Raw genomic sequence first — 19921 nt, 5'->3', positions numbered from 1 at the left:
CCCTTTTGGCGATCCACGAGGCCGTGTTGGGCCAGCTACTGTTACCGGGGCCATGCTCGTGCGGGAGGCCGCCACCGGTGTTCCGGTGGCGGCCTCCCGGTGTCGGCTCGGGTCAGCGGAGCTGGAAGAGCGCGGTGTGGGTGGTGCCGTCGTTCAGGCCGAGGGTGAAGGTCCGGCAGGTGCCGCTCCAGGCCTTGTCGGTCTTCCAGACATAGGTGTAGGTGCCGCTGGCCGGGTCGTACTGCAGGGTGCTGTTGCCGGCGGTCTGGGCGGGGACGGGTGAGCCGATGGCCGCGCCGGTGGTGCAGTCGGTCTGCTGCACGGTGGGCTGGCCGGTGGCCAGCACGCCGAGGCCGCGGTCGCCGCCGAGGCCGAACTGGATCGGGACGGCGCGTCCGGCCTTGATCGCGTTGACGGCCGGCGGGTTGGCGACCGGCGCCTGGAAGCCGCTGAACGGGTAGACGTAGCCGTACTGCGCGGCGGTGCTGGTGCCGCCCGGGGTGGTGACGGTGACGCCGACCGCACCGACGCCGCTCGCGGCGGGGGCGGTCGCGGTGATCCGGGTGTCGGTGTCGACGGTGAAGGCCGCCGCCGGGGTGGAGCCGAAGGTGACGGCGGTGGCTCCGGTGAAGTTGCTGCCGGTGATGGTCACCGTGTTGCCGCCCGCCAGCGGCCCCTGAGCGGGGGCGACGCCGGTGACGACCGGCGCGGGGGCCTGGTAGGTGTAGGCCCCCGCGGTTGCGGTGCGGCCGCGGGCGGTGAGGGAGACGTTGGCGGTGCCGGCCGCGTGCGCGGGGGCGGTCGCGGTGACAGTGGTGTCGTTGACGACGGTGAAGCTGCCCGCCGGGGCGCCGTCGAAGGAGACGCCGGTGGTGCCGTACAGGTGGCTGCCGGTCAGGGTGACGGTGGTGCCGCCGGTGGTCGGGCCGTGGTCGGGGGCCAGGCCCGTGACGGCGGGCGGGACGGGGGCGTCCAGCGCGATGTCGTAGCCGCCGTAGCCGGCGGGGGCGGTGGCGGCGACGGTGTTCGTCGCGGTGTCGAGCGTGGTCATGACGCCGGCGGAGGGGCTGCTGATGTAGGCGTGGGCGCCGTCCGGGGAGATCGCGATGGCGTACGACCACTTCTTGGTCGGGATGGTGGCGACCACGGTGTTGGTCGCGGTGTCGACCACCGACACCGAGTTGGTCTCGTTGGCGGTGTAGACGTAGTTGCCGTCCGGCGTGACGGCCACGCCCTGCGGGAAGACGCCGACCGTGACCGTCGCGGTGACCGTCGCGGTGGCGGTGTCGATCACCGAGAGGGTGTTCCTCTTGGAGGTGGCGTACACGTGCGCGCCGTCGGGGCTGACCGCCAGCCGCTGCACGTTCTGGACCGGGACGGTGGCGGTGACGGTGTCGCTGGCGGTGTCGACCACCGACACCGTGTTGTTGCGGGAGCTGGTGACATAGAGTCGGCCGCCGTCCGGGGAGATCGCGACGCCTGCCGGGTCGGCGCCGGTCGCGAGGGTGGCGGTGACCGTCCCGGTGGCCGTGTCGACCACCTCCACCCCACCCTCCTGGTAGGTGACGTAGGCGTGGGCGCCGTCCGGGGAGAAGACCACCGGCATCGGAGTGTGGCCCGCGCCGAGCTCGACGGTACCGGTGACGGTGTTGGTGGTGGTGTCGATCACCGAGATGTTGTGGACGAAGCGGCCGCTGACCCACACCTGCTTGCCGTCCGGGGTGACCGCCACGTTCTGCGGCCCGCCGTCGACCGGGATGCTGGCGACCGTCGACCCGGTCGCCGGGTCGAGGGCGGTGACGGTGCCGTACCCGAAGTTGGTGATGTAGAGCAGCGGTGCGGGCTCGGCCGCCGCGTGCGCGGGCACGGCCGGCAGCACCGCGCCGACGGCCCCGAGGACCACGATCGCCAGCGCCGCCCCGGCGCTGCGCCGCAGGCGGCCTTCGGGTACCGGGCGTCGGCCAAGGGCCATGAGCGTGGGTTCCACCTCTCGGAGGGGTCCGATCGGATTCAATCGTTCCGATTCAACTCATGCTATTCACAACCTTTCTGATGTCACATCAGTTGTCATATTCTGTTCATGGCATGGACTTTAATTGATCAAATGAGGCCGATCTTGACTGGCGGGCAGCCGCGGTACCGCGCCCAGGGTCGACCCCGCGCAGTCCACCGCCCCGGCGAGCGTGTACCGCAGTTCCCCGGTGCCACAGGGGATCACCTCGGGTCCGTTGCTCGGCCGGGACGGCGGGTGCCGGCACCCACCCGGGCGCCGGGATTTCGGGGCGGGTCGAAGCAGCCGCTCCGGCCGGGTAGGGGGCCGGTTTGGGTCTGTCAGTCCTGCGGCCTGACCTCGGTCAGGGCCGGCGGCCAGTCGTCGGGGATCTCGTTGGTCTGCGGGGCGTACAGCCGCAGGGTGACGGAGAACTTGCCGCTGGTGGGGATCGGGAGCCAGTTGGTCCTGGGCAGGGAGTCGTCCTCGGGCGCGACGGCACTGAGGTAGAGGGTGGTCGCACCGGTGTCCGGGTCGGAGCACGGCGGGGTGAAGTGGCCGACGGCGTAGATCTCGGCGGGGTTGGCGACGAGGAAGGACTCGGCGTCGTAGGCGGTCAGCGACCAGAAGGCGTTGACGGGCGGCAGTTGGCCGGCGGGGAAGGTGAGGGTGTAGCGGATCGGCTTGCCGGTGCTGTCGGTCGACTGCCCGCCGGTACTGGGGTAGAGGGCGTCCTCGGGCAGGTTGGCGCCCAGGCCGATCAGGGCGACGTAGGCGCGCTGCACGTAGTCGGTGCCGTAGTAGCCGATGTCGGTCTTGGCGAAGGCCCAGCCGTTGATCGGGTCGGGCCCCTGGTGCTGGGTGATGATCGTGAGGCCCTCCTCCTTGGCCCGGTCCAGGACCTGGGCGTCGGGGAGCCTGGCGGGGTCGTAGGGGTAGACGCCCAGCTCGGCCAGGGTGGCGCTCATGACCGGGTCCGCCGGGTTGAGCGGGGTGCTGGGCAGCAGCTCGATCAGCCGGGCGAAGAAGTCGGGGCCGCTGAGGGCGTTGATCAGCTCGGACGGCGGGGCGGTGGAGACGGCGGGGTCGTAGGTGCCGTCCGGTGGAACGTAGGTGCCGTTGTCGGGCCAGGCGCTCAGCGGCAGCAGCCGCATCAGGTCCTGGTACGCGGTGACGGCGCTCACCTGCTCGTCGTCCAGGCCGAACAGCTCGATGCGGCCCAGCAGCCAGACGGTGTCGGTCTCCATGGGCACGTGGTGCACGTCGTCGGGGAGTTCGCCCTCCCAGCCCGGTCCGGTCAGCGCGTAGGCGTAGACCTCGGCACCGGAGGACGGGTCGGTGGTCGGGGTGCCGAGCGGGGCGATGCTGCTGGGCGACTTGAACGAGGTGTTCGACCAGGCGTCCATCAGCTGCATCAGCCAGTAGCGGCCGGGTTCCATCACCGGCACCGCCAGCACCATCGGCTCGGCTGCCAGGTCGATCCATGCCAGCGAGTAGAGCGTGTCCACGTTGGGGCGGACCACGTCCTTCATTTCGGGTGTGGGCGGCGCGGTCCACTGACAGAACTGATTGGTGGGTGCCTGCGTCGCGTTCACCTTGACGGTGTTCGTCTGCAGTTGGCGGGTCAGCTCCATCATGATCAGCGCGTAGCCGAAGACGTAGACGTCCGTTGCCGCGGCCTGATCGCGGTGCTGGTGCTCGGGGTGGGGCGTTGAGGCCATGCCGTCGTCCCTTCCGGTGTGTTGGAGCAGCGACGCTAGTGCCCGGTTCGTGGCAGCCGCAGCGAAGGATCAGGCCAAGGTGAAGGCCCTTCACAATTGGAGTCCAACGCTCCTCACTGCCCGCCAGTCACAGGGGACACAGCCCGGCATCGGGGGCCCGGGGCGTGGCATACGCCGCAGGCCCGTGCCGAACTGCGCAGACGACTGGGCGCCTGACGGAGCGTCCGCTCGGCACACTCCGCCTTTGCCCGGCTGTCGAATGGCGCTATCCGATCGGTGTACGGCGACGCGGAGGGCCGGAGCAGTGGGGGTCCTTGCTACTCCGGCTGGTCGGCCGGCTGCGGGATCACCGTCCGGATATTGCGTCGCCGCAGGTGCTCGCGGATGGCCCGGGACGAGTAGGCACGATCGGCCAGGACCACGATGGGCCGGGTGCGCGGCCTGCCGACCGGCCTCGGCACGAGCAGGGCAGCCATGACGTGCTCGAACGCAGGTGCGTCGCCGGCCTGGCCGGGTGTGAGGAAAAAGCACAGCGGGCGGCAGCGGCTGTCCGCGGCGAGGTGGATCTTGGTGGACAGCCCGCCACGGGAGCGTCCGATGGCGTGGTGGGCAGGCTCGTCGGCCGGTGCCTCTTTTTGCGGGCCCCGGTGGCGTTCTGGCGGGCGCGGACGATCGTGGAGTCCACCGAGACGACCCAGTCCAGGTCGCCCTCGGCGTCGGCCTGGGCGAGCAGGGCGGTGAAGACCCGCTCCCAGGTGCCATCGATCGCCCAGTTCCGCAGCCGGGTGTAGATGCCCTTCCACGAGCCGTACTCAGCGGGCAGGTGAACCCACTGCGAGCCTGTCTGGAACTTCCACGCAATCGCGTCGATCACCTGCCGGTGATCGCGCCACCGCCCGCCCCGTTTCGGCGTCCGGTCCGGCAACAACGGCTCTATTCGCTCCCACTGCGCGTCAGTTAACGGCACACCAGACTAACGATCAGATGATCCGAGAGAAACTGCCCAGGAGAGCTCGCGCACCAGCCGGGCGATGGTCGGGGTGGGGACGGAGTGGGCCTCGGCGGCCCGGAGCACCGCGCCGCCGATCGCGTCGAGCTCGGTGGGCCGGCCCGCCTCGACGTCCCGCTGCATCGAGGACCTCATCCCGGCGGGGACCCGGTCGAAGGCGGCGAGCAGCGCCCGCGCGTCCGCCGGGGCGCCGACCGCGTCGGCGACGGCGGTGATCTCGTCCAGGACGGCGAGCAGTTCGTCCCGGTGCTCGGCGCGCACCACGCCGATGCCGTCGGCGTACCGGGTGGTCAGCAGGGCGAACGGGGCGAGGAAGGAGAGCTTGCTCCAGAGCATCGCGGTCTCGTCCTCGCGGAGCGTGACGTCCAGCCCGGTGTGCCGCAGCCGCTCGGCGAACTCCGCCACCGGACCGGCGAGTTCCACGGCCGCGAACGGGCTGGTGTGCTCGATCCGGCCCGGCGCGGTACGGGTGGCCTCGACCCGGATCGTGCCGGCCACCACCTGCCCGGCCGGGTAGCGCCCGCGCAGCAGCGCCATGTGGTCCAGGCCGTTGAGCAGCGGCACCACGATGCCGGTGCCGAGCGACTTCGGTGGCATCCGGTCGAGTGCGGCGGTCAGGGCCGTCTCCTTGACGGTCACGAAGGCGGCGTCGACCGGTTCGCCGAGCTCGGTCGCGGCCTCGACCCGGGCGGTGAACTCGCCGAACTGGGTGCTGCGCACGTGCAGTCCGTCCCGGGCCAGGACGGCTGCGGTCCGCTCACCGGCCAGGCAGATCACGCGGTGGCCGTCGCGCGCGAGCAGCCCGGCGATCAGGCCGCCGACGCCGCCGGGGCCGAGGACGGCGACGGTGAGGGGGGTGGTGGTCATGCTGACTCCTTCGTGGGGTGGGAGGGGTTGGTGACCGGTGGGTGAGCGGGGTGTTCGGGGGCGGGGGTCGACTCCGGGGAGTTCATCGGGCGGCCTCGGTGGCGGTGGTGCGGTGGAGCGAGACGAAGTCGAAGTGGTAGGGCGCCTCGTGGCGGGCCTTGCGGCCGGGGGCCGGGCGGGGCGGGCGGCCGCCGCTCGCGTGGAGGTAGAGCTCGTGGTGGCGCAGCGTGCCGTGCTCCGGGTCCGGTACCGGCAGGCCCTGGGCGCGCAGAGCTTCGGCCAACTCCCGGGCAGGCCAGCCGAAAACGTCGATCCCGAGGTAGCCGACCGGGCAGGCGGGCCGGTCGTCGTACCGGTTCAGGCCCACCGAGACCCCTTCCAGGCCGCCGTCCTCGCCCCCGGACAGGGTGACGCCCACCCCGGGGAGTCCGAAGCCCAGGGCCCAGCTGGTGCCGCAGACGAAGGTCGGGTGCACCCCGTCCGGCAGCAGCTCGCCGTGCGGGGCCAGCAGCGCGCGCACGGCCTCCTCACCGAGGCCGAAGCGCAGTTCGGGCAGCGGGGCGGGCAGGCGGACGCCTCGGCCGGGCAGCAGGTCGATGGTCACCCGATCATGATTCCTCCTCGGCCCCGCCGACGGGAGTCCGTTCCGCCGTGGCGGGCGTCACGGAGCGCGAGCCGGCTAGGGTCGGTGCGGGGAGGCGGAGGCGGAGGCGGTGCGGGCCCGGGACGCGGAGGCGGTGCGGGCGGTGCTCGGCGCCGGGGCCGACCCCGACGCGCGGGGTGGGGACGGGTTGCCGGCGCTGTGCGCGGCAGTGGCCGGCTTCGACCACGCGGTGGCCCACGGGGCTCACCGTCCGGGCCGGGCAGGGGCCGTGCTGACGGTGCTGGAGTGGAGCTTCCGGATCGTCACCCCGGTCGACGAGCTGGTGGCCAGGGCCGTGCGGCAGCCCGACGACCTCCACGCCGACGGGGCGGAGTGCCGCTACGTCCTCGCGCAGCGGCCCGGCAGGCCGACCTGGGAAGCGGTGACGGCGCACCGCCGGCACCCGGACCCGCGCCACCGCCGGTTCGTGGCCTCCTTCCTGGCGACCAACCGGACGGTGCGGTCGGCCCCGTTCCCCTCCTTCGAGGACGAGGAGGCCGAGCTGCTCGCCGCCTGGACGACGGAGGAGACCGACGGAGAGCAGCTCGCGGAGGTCCTCCAGGCGCTGCTGATGCGCGACCACCCCGGGGGGATGGAGGGCCTGACGCTGCGCCACGCCGACCACCCGGCGCGGGAGGTGCGCACCCTGGTGACGCACTGCCTGGGGGTCGGCGGGCAGCCCTTCCCGGCGGAGGTCACCGCCTGCCTGCTCCGGCTCGGAGGCAGTGGAGCGGGTCGGGGCCGTCCCCTGGCACGAGTACCGGCACGACCATGGGGCCAACGCGATCTGGGCCTGGCGGACACAGGCTGGGGCCGAGGGGGCGTAGCACCACCTCCGGGGTTCGGTTTTCCGAACCCCGGATTGGGGTGCCAGCACAATCGACCCGGTCGTCCCGGATGTCCAGGATTGGGAGCATGAACGGGATCACGACAGCCGCCGACCGGGCGGCGCACAGCGGGGTGACGGAGGCGGCGCTCAGTGGCGAGGGGCTGCACCGCGAGTACGGGCGGGGCGCGGCCGCCGTCCGGGCGCTGCGAGGGGTGTCCGTGGCCTTCGCGCCGGGCACCTTCACGGCGGTGATGGGGCCTTCGGGCTCCGGCAAGACCACCCTGCTGCACTGCCTGGCAGGGATGGACCGCCCCACCCGGGGCACCGTCCGCTGGGGCGGTACGGAGGTGTCCGGCCTGCCCGAACGGCGGCTCGCCGAGCTGCGGCGCACCAGGGTGGGGTTCGTCTTCCAGGCCTTCAACCTGATGCCCGCGATGACGGTCGCGCAGAACGTCGAACTGCCGGGGCGGCTGGCCGGGCACCCGCCGGAGCGGGCCCGGGTACGGGAGGCGCTGGCCCGGGTCGGGCTGGCCGGGCGGGAGCGGGACCGGCCGGGCCGGCTGTCCGGCGGCCAGCAGCAGCGGGTGGCCATCGCCCGCGCGCTGGCCGCCCGGCCCGAGGTGCTGTTCGCCGACGAGCCCACCGGTGCGTTGGACCGCGCGACCGGGCGCGACGTCCTGGACTTGCTGCGCGCGGGCGTGGACGAGGACGGGCGGACGTGCGTGATGGTCACCCACGATCCGGTGGCCGCCGGCTACGCGGACCGGGTGCTGCTGCTGGCGGACGGCCTGCTGGTGGACGAACTGGACCGGCCGACGGCAGCGCAGGTCGGCGAGCGGCTCAGCAGGTTGGGTGGGTGAGGGCGATGCGTGGCGGTTCCGTGCCGACCCTGGCGGTCGGTCAGATCAGGCGTCGGCCGGCGGCCTTCGCCGGGCTCGCGGCGGCGCTGTTCCTGGCGGTGGCGGCGGTGACGCTGTTCGGTTCCCTGGTTGCCGCCCAGGTCACGGCGCCGGCCCCGGTGGCGCGGGCGGCGGTGACCGGGCCCGGGCTGCTGGTGATCGCCGGAGCCTTCGGTGAGATCGCCGTCCTGGTCGCGCTGTTCGTGGTGGTGAATGCGCTCGGGTTCACCCTTCGCCAGCAGCACCGCGACCTCGCCCTGCTGCGCACGGTCGCGGCGACGCCCCGCCAGATCCGGCGGCTGGTGCGCCTCCAGGTCACGGTGACAGTGCTGGCGGCGGCCGTTCCGGGCGGTGCGGCGGGCCACTTCGCCGCCCGGGCCTTCCTCGCCGCGCTGCAGCGGCGCGGGATGGCCGCACCCGGGCTGTGGATACCCGGGACACCGGTGCCGGGGCTGATCGCGCTCGCGGTCGCGCTGCTGGTCGGCCTGGCGGCCACCGGGCTCACGGTCCGGCGGATCACCCGGCCCGCCCCGGCGGCCGCGCTGACCGACAGCGCGGTCGGGCAACGGTGGACGGGCGTGCTGCGGCTGCTGGTCGGCGGGGCGGTGCTGGTGGGCGGCGGCCTGCTGCTGCGGCTGGCCGGCAGCCGACCGGCCGAGCAACTGGACAAGGCGGGGCAGGCGGCCCTGCTCGGCGCTCTGGTGCTGCTGGTCGCGGTCGCCCTGCTGGGGCCGGTGCTGGCCCGGCTGCCGGTGGCGGTGCTCGGTGCCCCGGTCCGGGCGCTGCTGCCCCGGGTCGGCTGGCTGGCGGACGCCAACCTGCGCGGCTACGCGGTCCGGCTCTCCTCGGCGGTGGTCCCGGTCGCGCTGCTGGTGGGGCTCTCGGCCACCATGCTGATCATGACCGGCACGGCGGAGCGGGCGGCCCTGGCGACCGGGGCCACGACCAGCGTCACCAAGGCCAGCGACGTCTGGCTGCGGCAGGCGGAGCTGGGCCTGCTGGCCGGCTTCGCGGCGGTCTCCACGGTCAACACCCTGGTCGCGCTGACCGCCGACCGCCGGCGCGAGTTCGCGCTGCTCCGGCTGGTCGGGGCGACGCGGCGGCAGCTGCTGCGGATGCTCCTCGTCGAGGCCGTCCTGACCACGGCGGTGGGCGTGCTGCTCGGCGCGGCGGTGGCGGCCGCGGCGACCGGGGCGTTCAGTCGGGCGGTCACCGGGTCGCTGCTGCCGGTGGTGCCGGGGGCCGCCTGTGGCTGGGTGGTGGCGGGCGCGGCGGTGCTGACGGTACCGGGGATCGTGGGCACCGGGCTCTGGGCGATCGGCGGGCGCGCGGTGGAGGAGGTGGGCGGTGAGCGGGGGTGAGCGGGGGTGAGCGGGGGTGAGCGGGGGTGAGTGGGGGTGAGTGGGGGTGAGTGGGGAGACGGACGGTTGCGGGCGATCGAGGACGGCTTCGGGCGGCCGAGGAGGGCCGAGGACGGCTGAGGAGGGCCGAGGGCGGATGAGAAGTGCAGAGGTGAGAGGAGGTTCGGGGCCGTGAGGTGGCCTGCGGTGAGGGAGGGTCCGGGCGTGCGGCGGATCCGGTGGCGGCTGAGGGATGCTGGGGGTCGGTTGATCGGTGAACGGTGGGGCACGTGGTGACTCGGTGGCGGCGCGGACTGTCGGTGCGGGGCGGTGAGGTGGCGTTCGCCGTCCTCGGACTGCCGCTCGGAGTACTGGGCGGTGTCTACGCGGTGGCCGTGCTCTACGCGGGCGCCCTGCTCTCGCTCACCGTCCTGGGGCTGCCGTTCGTCGCGGCCGCCCTGGCCGGGGCACGCGGGATCGGCGGGCTGCACCGGCGGCTGGTCGGGCGGCTGTTGGGCGAACGCGTGGCCGCGCCACCGGCGTCGGCGCACCCCTCGGGGCTGCTGGCCCGGGGGCGGGCCGTACTGACCGACCCGGTCGCCTGGCGGGCGCTGCTCTACCTGCTGCTCCGGCTGCCGCTCGGCGTGCTCGGCTTCCTGACCGTGGTCGGACTGCCGCTCAGCTCGGTGTGGCTGGCGGGCTTTCCGCTCTGGGTACGGCTGTTGGAGCCCGGGCCGCGACCGGTCGACTGGCTGGACGTCGCCGGGCCGCCGGTGGGCCTCGCGGTGCTGGCCGTCGTACCGGCCGTACTGCGGGCCCTGAGCCGGGCCAACCGCGCGCTGGCCCGGGCGCTGCTCGGACCGGTGCGCTCGCAGCAGCGGGTGCGTGAGCTGGAGCACGCCCGCGCCACCCTGCTCGCCGAGAACACGGACCGACTGCGGCGGCTCGAACGCGACCTGCACGACGGCACCCAGGCGCAGTTGGTCGCGCTCGCCATCACCCTCTCGCTGGCGGACGACGCCCTCGGTGATCCGGAGGCATCCGGGGTCGGGGTGGGGACCGGTGCCGGTGTCGGTGCCGACCTCGGGCGGCTGCGCACCCTGGTCGACCGGGCGCGCGGGCAGACCGACGACACCATCACCGGGCTGCGCCGGCTGACCCGGGGCATCCACCCGGTGGCGTTGGACGGCGGCCTGGCCGAGGCGCTGCCCGCGCTGACCGCCACCTCGCCGGTGCCGGTGACGCTCCGGCTGGACCTGCGGGAGCGCCCGGCGGAGGTGATCGAGCGCGCGGTCTACTTCTGCGCGGCCGAACTGCTCAGCAACGTGGCCAAGCACAGCGGGGCCCGGGCGGTCGAGTTGACGGCGAGTGCGGTCGACGGCCGGGTCCGGCTGACGGTCCGCGACGACGGGCGCGGGGGCGCCGGGATCGGTGCGGGGACGGGGCTGGCCGGGCTCGCTGAGCGCCTCGCGGCGGTGGACGGGAGGCTGCGGGTGGACAGCCCGCCCGGTGGGCCAACGGTGGTCACCGCGGAGCTGCCGAGCAGGCTGTGAGGCCGCCCGTACGGCGGTGGGACGGGCGGTGTGCCGGGCGGCGCGTCCGGCGGCGTGCCGGGCAGCTCAGGCCCCGGTCTCGGCGAGGTAGGCCAGGACGGCCTTGACCCGGCGGTTGTCCGCGTCCGTCGCGGGCAGGTCGAACTTGCCGAACACGGCGGCCACATGCTTCTCCACGGCGCGCTCGGAGACCACCAGCCGTCCCGCGATCGAGCGGTTGGAGTGGCCCTGGGCCATCAGCTCCAGCACCTCGCGCTCGCGGGGGGTGAGCGAGTCCACCCGGTTGCGCCGTCCGCCGTGCATCAGCCCGTTGACGATCTCCGGGTCGAGCGCCGTGCCGCCCGCGGCGACCCGGTGCAGCGCGTCCACGAACTCGGAGGTGCGGGCCACCCGTTCCTTGAGCAGGTAGCCGATGCCGGCGGCGCCGTCGGCCAACAGCCGGGCGGCCCAGGCGGTCTCCACGTGCTGGGAGAAGACCAGGATGCCGACCCCGGGTGCGGTGGCCCGGATCTCGACTGCGGCCCGGATCCCCTCGTCGGTGTGGGTGGGCGGCATCCGGATGTCCACCACGGCCACGTCCGGCCGGTGCTCGGTGACGGCGGCGACCAGTTCCGGGGCCGTACCCGCGGTGGCGACCACCGCGCACCCGCGGGCGGTCAGGAGCTCGACCATCCCCTCGCGGAGGATCACCGAGTCCTCGGCGAGGACGACGCGGAGCTGCTTGTCGATCATGACGCCATTATCCGGACCGTCCGGGTGGACGGTGGGGCCGGGTGCGGAACAATATCTACAGCAAGGCTGGACAGTTTGGACTGATGAAATTACCGTGGAGTGGTGACCGAGAAACGAACCGCCCCAGCCGTTCCGGAGCCCCCGGCTGTTCCGGAGACCCCAGCCGTTCCGGAGGTCCCGGTCGACACGGCCGCGCTGGCCGCCCGGGAGCTCCGGGCCGTGTTCAGCCGGCTGCGCCGGACCCTCAAGGAGAAGGGGCAGGGCGCCACCGGCCTCACCCCCTCCCAGACCGCGGTGCTCAACCGCCTGATCACCGACGGGCCGGCCTCCGCGAGCGCGCTGGCCGCCGCGGAGCGGGTCCGGCCGCAGTCGATGGCCGCGACGCTGGCCGCGCTGGAGGCGCACGGGCTGATCGCCCGCCGTCCCGACCCCGAGGACGGGCGCCGCCAGGTGGTGGACCTGAGCGTGACCGGGCTGGAGTGGATCGCGGACAGCCGCCGGGCCCGTGAGGAGTGGCTGGCCCAGGCGCTGCAGCAGGAGCTCACCGAGGCCGAGCGCGCCACCGTCCTGGCGGCGCTGCCCCTGCTGGACCGGCTGAACCGGCGATGACCGGCCCGTCGACGTTGCTGGCGCGGCTCCGCTCCCGGCGCCAGGGCACGGAGCGGGCGGCGGAGCCGTCGGCCTCGGCCCGGGCAGGAGCGCCCACCGGGGCCGACGGGCAGGCCGCGCCCGGCGACGGCTTCGACCGCCGACTGCTCGCCCCGATGGTGCTGGGCTCGGTGCTCAACCCGATCAACTCCTCGATGATCGCGGTGGCCCTGGTGCCCGTCGGCACCGCCTTCGGGGCGCCGCCCGCCGAGACGGCCTGGCTGGTGAGCGGTCTCTACCTCGCGACCGCCGTCGGCCAGCCGGTGATCGGCCGGCTGGTGGACACCTACGGGCCGCGCCGGCTCTACCTGGCCGGGACGGCGCTGGTCGGCCTGGCCGGACTGGTCGGCGTGCTCGCGCCCACCCTCGGAGTGCTGGTCGTCGCCCGGGTGCTGCTCGGGATCGGTACCTCCGCCGCGTATCCGGCCGCGATGCACCTCACCCGCAGCGAGGCCGAGCGGACCGGGCGGGACAGTCCCACCGGGGTGCTGACGGTGCTCGCCGTCGCCAACCAGACCATCGCCGTGATCGGGCCGACGCTCGGCGGCCTGCTGATCGGGTTGGGCGGCTGGCGGGCGATCTTCGCGGTCAACGTCCCGCTGTCGCTGGCCTGCCTGGTGCTCGGGGCCGCCCGGTTGCCCGCCGCCGCCCCGCGCCGGGACGCCGGGGAGCGCTTGGACCGGTCCGGGATCGCCCTGTTCGCCGTCCTCCTGCTGGCGCTGATGCTGTTCGTGATGCGGCCCGGGGCGGAGCGCTGGTACCTGCCGGTGCTCGCGGTCCTGGCCGGTGCCGGATTCGTCTTCCGGGAGACCAGGGCCCGCAGCCCGTTCATCGACCTGCGGGCCCTGGCCGGCAACCCTCCGTTGATCGCCACCTACCTGCGCCAGGTGCTCGGCTACACGGCGAGTTACGCCTTCCTCTACGGCTACACCCAGTGGCTGGAGCAGGGGCGGGGTCTGAGTGCCGCGTCCGCCGGGCTGGTGCTGCTCCCGCTCTCGCTCACCGCCCTCACGGTCTCCGGTGTGACCGGTCGCCGTGCGGCGGTGCGCGGAAAGCTGGTGGTCGGCGCGGTGGTCCAGATGGCCGCCTGCGCGGCCCTGTTGACGGCGGGGTCGGCGAGTCCTCCGGTGCTGCTGATCGCAGTCGGGGTGCTGGCGGGCATTCCGCAGGGGCTGATCGGCCTCGGCAACCAGACCGCGCTCTACCACCAGGCCGACCCGGCCGCCATCGCCTCCGCGGCCGGGCTGTTGCGGACCTTCATGTACCTCGGGGCGATGGCCGCCTCGGCCGCCAACGCGGCCTTCTTCCCGCACGGCGCCACCACGGCCGGGCTGCACCACCTCGCGCTGTTCATGTTCGGCGGTGCGGCCCTGCTCTTCCTCCTCGTCCTCCCCGACCGCTCGCTCGGCCGACTCGGAAGCACTGTCTCCCAAGGGAGTTGACGAACAGTCGACCCGTAGGAGCAGGCCTGTCCGGCCCGTCCGATCCGCAGTCGGACGGGCCGGACAGGCCGGACGGGGCGCGCCCGGGCCGTGCCGAGGGCCCGCGGGTCAGGGCCGGTCGGGTCGGCCGGTGAGGATCGTGGTGAAGATCGGCTCGCCGTGCTGGTGCCCGGTCACGGTGGTGGTCAGGGCGTCCGGGTCCTCACCGGGGGTGTGCCGGGCGGTGACGGTGGTGGGCGCGTCGTGCTCGGCGTAGCGGTGGAAGGTGGTGGCCGCGGCGGTGACGGTGACCGGGGCGGCGAGGGCGTTGGCGGCCTGGCGGGCGGCCTCCAGCAGCACCATGCCGGGGATGTGGTCGCCGGCGTGGTCGAACAGGATCGGGTGCCGGAGGTCGGGGGTGAGGTACCAGGCGCCGGGGGTGCCGGTCGGGGTCAGGACGACGTCGCAGGGCCGGGCCCGGCCGACCAGGGCCGGTGGCAGGCGCCGGTCGTCCCCCGCCGCAGCCGCGACCGGTATCGGGCCGCTCGCGGGGCGCGCGCCGCGCAGCCGGCGGTAGGTGGAGTCCGGCACGGTGGTGAAGCGGGCCTCGCCGGTCGCGGCCAGGTGGGGGCCTCGGCGGACGGTTGCGGTGAAGGTGAAGTCGATCGTGCTGCGGGTGCGCCGGGGCCGGGGGAGGAGGCTGGCCTCGATGGTGAGGTCGGTGGGTGTCGCCCCGATGGACAGCCGGTGGGCGCGGGCGGTGTAGTCGAGGTTCCACATCAGGAATCGGTGGTCGAGCGGGATGTCGTACCGGCTGTGGGCGAGGTAGAGCCCGGCTTGGCGAACCGTTTCGGCGGCGAGCATCGGGTCGTACCGGGTTCCGTCCGGGGTGCTGAAGAAGGTGTGCGCCCGCGGCCACTGGGCGGTGACGGTGAACGCGGTGTCGCCGAGCGGCTCGCTGCCGGTGATGAAGACCTCGGCGTGGCAGGCCCGGTGGACGTACTCCTTGGCGACGGTGCTGGTCAATCGGGGTGCCGGGGCGGCCGGAACGGCCGGGCGGCTTGGCTCGGGGGGCGTGCCGAAGGCCGCGGTGGCTGGGGTGAGGACAGCGGCGGCCGGGGTGAGGACACGGGCGGGGTGAGCGAGCAGGGACATGGGGGAGTGCTCCAAGGGACCGGGGTGGGCGGGGCCGGCTGCTCAGGGCTCGTGGGGGTACGCACCTGCCGGTCCGTTCGTCGGGGAGCCGGGACGAAGGTGCGTCGGCGGCCGAGCGCAGCCGTGTCAACGTCGGGGTCGTCCGTCCGCGCCCGACCGCTGACCTAGACGGTCAGCACACGGCCGTTCACCTGCGGTGATGCCGACGACCCGGGTTGACGCCTCCATCATCACAAGCGCTGGGCGCAGGGGCGTCACCGGCTCGGGCGGCGCTTGCGGTGACGGACGCGGGAGCCAGGCCGGCGCCCGACCTGTCACGGGGCCGTCAAACGGCCGATCGGAAAGCCCAGTTGCCGCGCCGTACCACCCGCTCGACGGGTGTGCCGGCGTTCGGGCGCCGGATAGACTTCGGCACTTCCCGCCCCACCTCACGGCCCCGCTGCCACCGAGACGATGCCACCCGGAGAGCAGAGAGCAGAGAGCAGAGAACAGAGGGCATCGAGCAGAGGGCACAGAGCAGAGAGCAGGCCTTCGTGAACCATCCTTCGACCACGTCGCCCGGCGGACTGCTGGTCATCGGCAGCGCCGCCCCGGCCGACGTCTCCGGCGCGGGGCTGTGCACGGTCGGCTACGACGGCACCGGCGCCATGAGCCTCCTCCGCAGACTGCCGCTCGACCACCCTTCCTATGCGGCCGTCGACCCGACACGCGCCGTCGTCCACACCGTCCTGGAACAGGCGGTCGGACGGGTCGTCTCCCTCCGGACGGACTCCGGGGCCGAGGGCGAGGGGCCGCCCGCCGCCGCTGCCAGCGGTGGTGCGGGCCCGTGCCACCTCGCCGTCCACCCCAGCGGTTCGCACGTCTTCGTGGCCCACTACGGCGACGGCGTCCTCTCGGTCGTCCCCATCGGCGCCGACGGCACGGTCGCCACCGACGAGCCGGTGCAGACCATCCGGCACCCGGGCCGGGAGGCCTCCGGGGACCTGCTCACCTCCCCGCACGCCCATATGGCGGCCCCCTCGCCGGACGGGCGGTTCCTGCTGTGCACCGATCTCGGTACCGACCGGGTGTACGTCTACGCCTTCGATCCGGACAACGGCCCGCTCAGCGCCCACCGGACGGTGCAACTGCCGCCGGGCAGGGGCCCCCGGCACCTCGTGTTCCACCCGTCGGCCCGGTACGCCTACGTCCTGAACGAGCTCTCCTCCACCCTCACGGTGTGCACCTGGGACGCGCTCTCCGGCCGCCTCGAACCGTTCGCCGAGGTCGAGACCCGACAGGATCCGGGCGCGCCGAACGCCAACTCCGCCGCCGCTGTCCGGATGTCCGGCGACGGCGGTTTCCTCTACACGACCAACCGCGGCGACGACGCGATCTCGGTCCACGCCGTCCGCGATGACGGCGCCTCCGTGGAGCTGCTCACCGCCGTTCCCTGCGGCGGGACTTGGCCGCGCGACATCGCGCTCACCCCGGACGGCCGGCTGCTCTTCTGCGCCAATCAGCGCTCCGACACGGTCACGGCCTTCCACCGCGACCCGTCCACCGGCCGGCTGAGCCCGGCCGGGGAGCCCCTGGTGGTCACCGAGCCCACGTCCGTCCTGCCGATCGCCCGCTGAGCGGAGGCCCGAGGTGCCCGGCGCGCGTGAGCCGTCGGGCACCGGCAGTTATGTGAGCGTTCCCATGTGAGCGCTCTCAACATCTTGACACCCTCCGGCCGCAAGCCCCAGGATCGCCCTGTGAACCTGTCAGACAGCCAGACAGCAGGGTCGGCCCCCCGGCGCGTGAGCGCGATGGAAGCAGTGTTCGGCCACCTGCGCAGCGCCATCGAGCGCGGCGAGTACGTCGTGGGGGACAAGCTCCCCTCCGAAGCGGAGCTGTGCCGGACCCTGGAGGTCAGCCGGCCCGTGCTGCGGGAGGCGCTCCGGGCGCTCCAGGCCATGGGTCTGACCGTCTCGAAGACCGGCAAGGGCACCTTCGTCGTGGCGAACACGGTCGAGGACCCGACCTTCGGCGACTACGCAGCCAGCGACCTGCTGGAGGTGCGCCGGCACGTCGAGATCCCGGTCGCCGGGTACGCGGCGCTGCGCCGCACCCCGGAGGACCTGGACCAGCTGGCCCACCTGCTCGACCGGATGGAGCGGGAGACCGACACCACCGCGTGGGTCGCCCTGGACACCGTCTTCCACCTGGCGGTGGCCGAGGCCTCCCGCAACCCGGTCTTCCGTCGGGTCATCGAGGAGATCCGCGACGCACTGGCGCGTCAGTCGGCATTCCTCAACGAGCTGGGCGATCGACGCGAGCAGTCCAACTGCGAGCACCGGGCGATCGTCGAGGCGCTGGTCGACGGTTCCGAGCCCGACGCGGTAGCGGCGATGTCGCACCACCTTCACCGCGTCGAGGCGACCCTCACCGACATCGTGCACCCCAGGCGCACGGAGACCCCCATGGAAGGCAGAGCTGAGGCGTGAGCGAGCAGTTCCTCGAAGACGAGAAGCGCCCCACGACCCCCAACGCCCCTACCACCCCCACGGCCCCCACCACCCCCACGGCCCCCACCACCCCCACCACCCCCACCACCCCCACGGCCCGGCACGTCGACGCCGGTGACGCCGGCTACAGCAAGTCCTTGAAGCCCCGGCACGTCAACATGATCGCCATCGGCGGTGCCATCGGCACCGGCCTGTTCCTGGGCGCCGGTGGCCGCCTCGCCGACGCCGGGCCCTCCCTGTTCGTCGCGTACGCCGTCTGCGGCGTCTTCGCCTTCCTCGTCGTGCGCGCGCTCGGCGAGCTCGTCCTGTACCGCCCGTCCTCCGGTGCCTTCGTCTCGTACGCCCGGGAGTTCCTGGGGGAGAAGGGCGCGTACACCGCGGGCTGGATGTACTTCCTCAACTGGGCGACCACCGGCATCGCCGACATCACCGCCGTCGCCACCTACACCCACTACTGGCACCTGTTCTCCGACATCCCGCAGTGGGTGATCGCGCTCATAGCCCTGGCCGTGGTGCTGACGGTGAACCTCATCTCGGTGCGGATCTTCGGCGAACTGGAGTTCTGGTTCGCCATCGTCAAGGTCGGCGCGCTGCTGGTCTTCATGGGCATCGCGATCTTCCTGCTGGTCACCCAACACCCGGTTGACGGCGCCGTTCCCGGCCCGTCCCTGATCACCGACAACGGCGGGATCTTCCCCAACGGCCTGATGCCGATGCTGCTGATCATCCAGGGTGTCGTCTTCGCCTACGCCTCCGTCGAACTGGTCGGCGTCACGGCCGGGGAGACCGAGAACCCCGAGAAGATCATGCCGAAGGCGATCAACTCGATCATGTGGCGGGTGGGCCTGTTCTACGTCGGCTCGGTCGTGCTGCTGTCGATGCTGATGCCCTGGAACCGGTACAGCTCCGGCCAGAGCCCGTTCGTGACGGTGCTGTCCCACATCGGCGTGCCGGCGGCGGGCAGCGTGATGAACCTGGTGGTCCTCACCGCGGCGATGTCCTCGCTCAACTCCGGCCTCTACTCCACCGGCCGCATCCTGCGCTCGATGGCCGTGAGCGGCTCCGCCCCGCGCTTCACCGCCCGGATGAGCCGCAGTCAGGTGCCGTACGGCGGCATCCTGCTGACCAGCGGCATGTGCGTCCTCGGCGTGGGCCTCAACTACGTGGTGCCCGCGGACGCGTTCGAGATCGTGCTCAACTTCGCGGCGATCGGCATCCTCGCCACCTGGGGCATGATCATGGTCTGCCACCTCTTCTTCTGGCGGAAGACCCGGGCCGGCGAACTGGCCCGCCCCTCCTACCGGCTGCCGGGCTCGCCCTGGACCGAGATCGTGACGCTGGCCTTCCTGGCCACCGTCCTGGTCCTGATGTACGCCGACGGCGGCGCCGGACGCACCACCGTGCTCTGCGTACCACTGATCGCCGCCGCGCTGGTGGCCGGCTGGTACGCGCTCCGCCGCCGCCTCGCGCGCGACGGCGCCCGGTCCGACGGCTGACCCGGGGGGCGGCCTTCGGCGCGGGGGCGCCCCCGCGGCTGTCGAGGGCCGCCCGCCCGGCCGGCGGAGCAGCAAGCGAACCACCACCCAGCGAGGCAGTGATGCACAGAACCACCCCCGCGGACGCACCCGCGATCCGCGAGCCCCGGCACGTCCCCGTCGCCCACGTCACCCGCGGCGGCATGGTCGAGGGGGTCCACCACGGCTCGGTCGTCGTCCTCGACGCCGACGGCGAAGTCCGGTTCCGGCTCGGCGACATCGAGGTCGCCTGCTACCCGCGGTCCGCCCTCAAGCCGCTCCAGGCCGTCGCCATGGTGCGGGCCGGGCTGCCGCTCGACGGCGAACTCCTCTCCCTCGCGATGGGCAGCCACTCCGGCGAGGAACGCCACCTCGCCGGAGCCCGGCGGATCCTGGAATTCGCCGGTCTCGGCGAGGACGACCTGCGCAACGTCCCGGACCTCCCGTACGACCCCGCAGTGCGCGACACCTGGATCCGGGAGGGCCGCCCGCCCTCCCGGCTCGCCCAGAACTGCTCGGGCAAGCACGCCGCGATGCTCTACCTCTGCAAGCTCAACGGCTGGCCGCTGACGGACTACGACGATCCCACCCACCCGCTCCAGCGGGTGATCGCCGGGGTCGTAGAGGAACTCACCGGTCAACGCATCGCGCGGGTCAGCGTCGACGGCTGCGGCACCCCGCTGTTCGCCGTCTCGCTGCACGGCCTCGCCCGCGCCGCCGCCCGGATCGCCACCGGCGCGCCCGGGACGCCCGAGTTCCGGGTGGCCGACGCGCTGCGCGCGCACCCGGAGATGGCCTCCGGCGCCGGCCGGGACACGGCCGCGCTGATGCACGCGGTGCCCGGACTGCTGGCCAAGGACGGCTTCGAGGGCGTGCAGGTCGCCGCGCTGCCGGACGGCCGCGCCATCGCGGTGAAGATCGCCGACGGGGCGAACCGGGCGCGCGTCCCGGTGGCGGCGGCCGCGCTCGCCCTGGCGGGAGTCGAACCGCGGCTGCTCACCGGCTTCGCGGGCGAGCCGACGACCGGCGGTGGCCGGCCCGTCGGCGGCGTCCGGCCGGTGGCGGCGCTCGACCCGTCGGCCCTGCCCGCCCCCGTCTGACCCGACCCACC

The 19921-nt window shown here is 73.6% G+C and carries 16 protein-coding genes and 1 pseudogene; 10 read left to right on the top strand and 7 right to left on the bottom strand.

All coding sequences use genetic code 11. The annotated features are described in order from the left end of the window. Nucleotides 1–112 precede the first annotated feature (112 nt). The 5 genes and pseudogenes from ACIQWA_RS08835 to ACIQWA_RS08815 form a co-directional block, all read right to left on the bottom strand. A complete protein-coding gene (locus tag ACIQWA_RS08835; protein WP_402480044.1) occupies nucleotides 113–1972 on the bottom strand; it encodes a PxKF domain-containing protein in 1860 nt (619 codons plus the stop codon). A 359-nt stretch (nucleotides 1973–2331) separates the two neighbouring features. Next, nucleotides 2332–3711: a DUF1254 domain-containing protein gene (locus ACIQWA_RS08830; protein ID WP_402480042.1), complete on the bottom strand. Its 1380-nt coding sequence runs from the start codon at nucleotides 3709–3711 to the stop codon at nucleotides 2332–2334. Nucleotides 3712–4037: 326 nt separating this feature from the next. Then, nucleotides 4038–4678, bottom strand: a pseudogene (locus ACIQWA_RS08825) (IS5 family transposase); the annotation flags it as partial. A gap of 6 nt (nucleotides 4679–4684) precedes the next feature. Then, nucleotides 4685–5587 carry a ketopantoate reductase family protein gene (locus ACIQWA_RS08820; RefSeq protein WP_402480039.1) on the bottom strand — a complete coding sequence of 301 codons (903 nt, stop codon included), beginning with the start codon at nucleotides 5585–5587 and terminating at the stop codon, nucleotides 4685–4687. Nucleotides 5588–5669: 82 nt separating this feature from the next. Beyond that, complete coding sequence (locus tag ACIQWA_RS08815) at nucleotides 5670–6191, bottom strand: hypothetical protein (protein ID WP_402480036.1); 522 nt, start codon at nucleotides 6189–6191, stop codon at nucleotides 5670–5672. A gap of 109 nt (nucleotides 6192–6300) precedes the next feature. On the opposite strand from ACIQWA_RS08815, the gene ACIQWA_RS08810 reads away from it, so the two are divergent. The 4 genes from ACIQWA_RS08810 (at nucleotide 6301) to ACIQWA_RS08795 (ending at nucleotide 10851) form a co-directional block, all read left to right on the top strand. Then, nucleotides 6301–7149, top strand: coding sequence for a hypothetical protein (locus ACIQWA_RS08810; protein WP_402480034.1), 849 nt, complete (start codon nucleotides 6301–6303; stop codon nucleotides 7147–7149). Further along, the gene (locus tag ACIQWA_RS08805; RefSeq protein ID WP_402480031.1) at nucleotides 7146–7919 is read left to right on the top strand and encodes an ABC transporter ATP-binding protein; all 774 of its coding nucleotides are present in this window, start codon (nucleotides 7146–7148) and stop codon (nucleotides 7917–7919) included. Before ACIQWA_RS08810 ends, ACIQWA_RS08805 begins: the two co-directional genes overlap by 4 nt. A 5-nt stretch (nucleotides 7920–7924) precedes the next feature. Then, nucleotides 7925–9319, top strand: a complete 1395-nt coding sequence (locus ACIQWA_RS08800; protein ID WP_402480029.1) for an FtsX-like permease family protein — start codon at nucleotides 7925–7927, stop codon at nucleotides 9317–9319. A 269-nt stretch (nucleotides 9320–9588) separates the two neighbouring features. Then, entirely contained in the window at nucleotides 9589–10851 is a 1263-nt protein-coding gene (locus tag ACIQWA_RS08795; protein ID WP_402480027.1) for a sensor histidine kinase, read from the top strand. Between the two features lie 66 nt (nucleotides 10852–10917). Here ACIQWA_RS08795 and ACIQWA_RS08790 read toward each other — a convergent pair whose 3' ends face one another. Continuing rightward, a complete protein-coding gene (locus ACIQWA_RS08790) occupies nucleotides 10918–11583 on the bottom strand; it encodes a response regulator (RefSeq protein WP_402480024.1) in 666 nt (221 codons plus the stop codon). A 195-nt stretch (nucleotides 11584–11778) separates the two neighbouring features. Here ACIQWA_RS08790 and ACIQWA_RS08785 point away from each other — a divergent pair, with 195 nt between their 5' ends. Continuing rightward, nucleotides 11779–12192 (top strand): MarR family winged helix-turn-helix transcriptional regulator, encoded by a 414-nt coding sequence (locus ACIQWA_RS08785; protein WP_402480867.1) that lies wholly within the window; start codon nucleotides 11779–11781, stop codon nucleotides 12190–12192. Then, a complete protein-coding gene (locus ACIQWA_RS08780; RefSeq protein ID WP_402480021.1) occupies nucleotides 12189–13673 on the top strand; it encodes an MFS transporter in 1485 nt (494 codons plus the stop codon). The genes ACIQWA_RS08785 and ACIQWA_RS08780 overlap by 4 nt, the downstream gene beginning before the upstream one ends. A 108-nt stretch (nucleotides 13674–13781) precedes the next feature. Here the strand turns inward: ACIQWA_RS08780 and ACIQWA_RS08775 are convergent, their stop codons facing one another. Beyond that, nucleotides 13782–14807 (bottom strand): ScbA/BarX family gamma-butyrolactone biosynthesis protein, encoded by a 1026-nt coding sequence (locus ACIQWA_RS08775; RefSeq protein WP_402480019.1) that lies wholly within the window; start codon nucleotides 14805–14807, stop codon nucleotides 13782–13784. Nucleotides 14808–15340: 533 nt separating this feature from the next. On the opposite strand from ACIQWA_RS08775, the gene ACIQWA_RS08770 reads away from it, so the two are divergent. From ACIQWA_RS08770 to ACIQWA_RS08755, 4 genes are all read left to right on the top strand, one after another. After that, nucleotides 15341–16423, top strand: a complete 1083-nt coding sequence (locus tag ACIQWA_RS08770) for a lactonase family protein (RefSeq protein WP_402480017.1) — start codon at nucleotides 15341–15343, stop codon at nucleotides 16421–16423. Between the two features lie 174 nt (nucleotides 16424–16597). Next, complete coding sequence (locus tag ACIQWA_RS08765; RefSeq protein ID WP_360229148.1) at nucleotides 16598–17275, top strand: FadR/GntR family transcriptional regulator; 678 nt, start codon at nucleotides 16598–16600, stop codon at nucleotides 17273–17275. Then, complete coding sequence (locus ACIQWA_RS08760; RefSeq protein ID WP_402480014.1) at nucleotides 17272–18792, top strand: amino acid permease; 1521 nt, start codon at nucleotides 17272–17274, stop codon at nucleotides 18790–18792. The genes ACIQWA_RS08765 and ACIQWA_RS08760 overlap by 4 nt, the downstream gene beginning before the upstream one ends. Nucleotides 18793–18893: 101 nt before the next feature. Next, entirely contained in the window at nucleotides 18894–19910 is a 1017-nt protein-coding gene (locus tag ACIQWA_RS08755; RefSeq protein WP_402480011.1) for an asparaginase, read from the top strand. Nucleotides 19911–19921 lie beyond the last annotated feature (11 nt).

It is taken from the genome of Kitasatospora sp. NPDC098652, from assembly GCF_044760155.1.
Lineage (GTDB): Bacteria > Actinomycetota > Actinomycetes > Streptomycetales > Streptomycetaceae > Kitasatospora.
This window is presented reverse-complemented; position numbering and strand designations above follow the sequence as displayed.